This window comes from Streptomyces sp. NPDC014734, from assembly GCF_043083325.1.
Lineage (GTDB): Bacteria > Actinomycetota > Actinomycetes > Streptomycetales > Streptomycetaceae > Streptomyces.
In genome coordinates this window covers 1-2,252 of sequence record NZ_JBIBYN010000065.1, presented here as the reverse complement: position 1 = coordinate 2,252, position 2,252 = coordinate 1, and the positions used below count along the sequence as shown (strand labels likewise).

Annotated in this window: 2 protein-coding genes; both read right to left on the bottom strand. The window is 71.0% G+C overall.

Going from position 1 to position 2,252, the window contains the following annotated elements; all coding sequences use genetic code 11:
• The coding region (locus tag ACF1CT_RS37350; protein WP_391788490.1) for a beta-ketoacyl synthase N-terminal-like domain-containing protein at nucleotides 1-139 on the bottom strand (139 nt) is incomplete at its 3' end.
• Nucleotides 139-2,252, bottom strand: a 2,114-nt coding sequence (locus ACF1CT_RS37345) for an SDR family NAD(P)-dependent oxidoreductase (RefSeq protein WP_391788489.1), incomplete at its 5' end; no start/stop codon positions are given. The genes ACF1CT_RS37350 and ACF1CT_RS37345, both read right to left, overlap by 1 nt.

The following is a 2,252-nucleotide window of genomic DNA, read 5'->3' as shown; positions in this document are numbered from 1 at the left end:
CCGACTCCACACCATCACGCAGATTCGCCCAGAACTCCGCCAGATCACCCGCCCCGGGAAAACGCCCCGACATCCCGACAATCGCCACACCCCCGGGTTCCGGAAGATCCGTGGGCTCCGCTTCCGCCTGGTCCGACATCACTGCCCCCTCGCCCTGCGCCGCCGCTGCAACTGCTGGTGCCGGCGCCGCCGCTGCATGTGTTCCCCGCGTTCCCCGGCGCCCTCCGGGACAACGGCGTCCGCCACCTTCCGCGCCCGGCCCTCCGCGAGTTCGGCCAGGTGGGCGGCTGTGAGCCCCTCGTACAAGTCGCCCAGGGTGAGCCTGACGTCAAGTCGGGCGTGGATGGCGCCCATCAGCTGAACGGCGATCAGCGAGTCACCCCCCAGGTCGAAGAAGCTGTCCTGAATGCCGACCCTCTCGAAGCCGAGCGTTTCCTGCCACGCCTCGCATATGACGTGCTCCGTGGCGGTGCGCGGCGGCACGTATTCCGTGGGAATGTCGGGACGGGCGTGTGCGGCGGTCGCCGACGTCCTCGGCGGGGACGACCGCTCCGGCGCTGTCGCGCCGTCCACGGAGAAGGCTTCCGCGAAGAGTTCCGGCAGTGCGGTGGGGGACACGATGATCTGCGGCTCCGCAGCATCCATCAGGATCATTTCAAGCGCTCTCAGCCCCTCCGCCGCCGACATGCCACGCTCTTCCACGTCTCGCCTGCGGCTTTCGTCCAGCCCGGGCGGCAGGGCTGTCCCGACCGCCATTCCGATGCCCCGCCACGCACCCCAGTCGATCGAGATCACGCGCTGTCGCCGTGCCCGGTCCTGGGCGAAGGCGTCGAGGAAGCAGTTGGCGGCGCAGTAGTCGACCTGGCCGGCGCTGCCGATGTTCGCGCCGTTGGAACCGAACAGCACCATGAAGTCCAGGTCCTGGCCGGCCAGCACTTCCTCCAGTACGAGCGTGCCGCGCACCTTGGGCCGCATCACCGCTGCCGCGATGTTCATGTCCTTGAGCTCGATCAGGCCGCCACCGGCCACACCCGCGGCGTGGAAGGCTCCGTGGACGGGCCCCCATCGGCGGTTGGTCCGCTCGACGGCCGCACGCATGGCCGCGGGGTCGCTCACGTCGGCCTGCAGGACCATAATCCTCCCGCCGGTACTTCGCAGACGGCTCAGGCGGCGCACGGCTTCCACGACCGGGCTCCCGGCGGAGGCGCGGGCCAGAAATGCCTCCCACTCCGCCTCGGGAGGAAATCTCGTACGCGCGGTGAGAGTGACGTGGCCTCCCGCGGCGACGATGTGCTCCGCCAGCGCCAGCCCCAGACCGCCCGTTCCCCCGGTGATCAGGTACACGCCGCCCGGCCGCAGCGCGGAGGGTCCGTCGCGCTCGGGCAGCCGTAGCGGAACGTAGTGCTGGGCCCACCGGTGAATGCCTCGGTGCGCCACCGTCTCCGTCCCGGAGACGGGCTCGGATGCCAGCTCGGTCATGAGCCGGTCCAGCTCGCGGGCCCCGGGCGGCGCGAGGCAGTCGAGATCCACGCTGCGACAGCCGGTACGGGCCATCTCGCGGGGCAGGACACGGCTCGGGCCCAGCAGCGGGGCCTTGGCCGGGGAGAGCCGTTCGGACCCCGTGACGTTGTGCAGCCCGTTGCTGAACACCCAGATACGACGCGATTCGGCGTCCACGTGGCGGGCCAGGGCCTTGGCCATGTGGACGAGGCTCCCGAAACCGAGACGGAGGCCGGTCTCCTCGTCGGCCGGTTCCGCCTCGGTCATGGCGGTCACGCTCCAGCCATGGATGATGCGGGTGGGCAAGCCCCCGGGCCCGTTCCGCAACGTGTCCAGCAACCGGTCGTAGTCACCCCCTCGTGCGGGGTCGATGGCGAACAGGTCGGGGGCCGCCCGGTGCCAGGCGTCCGAGGGCTTCACCACGGTGACATCCGCACCGCCGGTGCGCAGACGCCGGGCCAGTTCCTCACCCACCCCCAATGCGTCGGCGAACACCAACCAGTGCCGCGCGAAGTCCGGAACCCCGCCGGAGGGAAGGGCCGCTCGCTGCCAGGACGGCGAGTAGAACCACTCGGCGACATCGTCACGGCGTCGCGCGGCACCTCCCCGTGCCCGTGCGGCGGGCGGGACCTGCGACGTTCCGCCGGGCCGGTCCGTGTGCGGGGGTTGTGGGTCGAGCCAGTAGCGCTCGCGGTGGAAGGGATACGTGGGCAACGGAACCCGACGACGGCGTTCCCGCCCGTAGAAGGCCC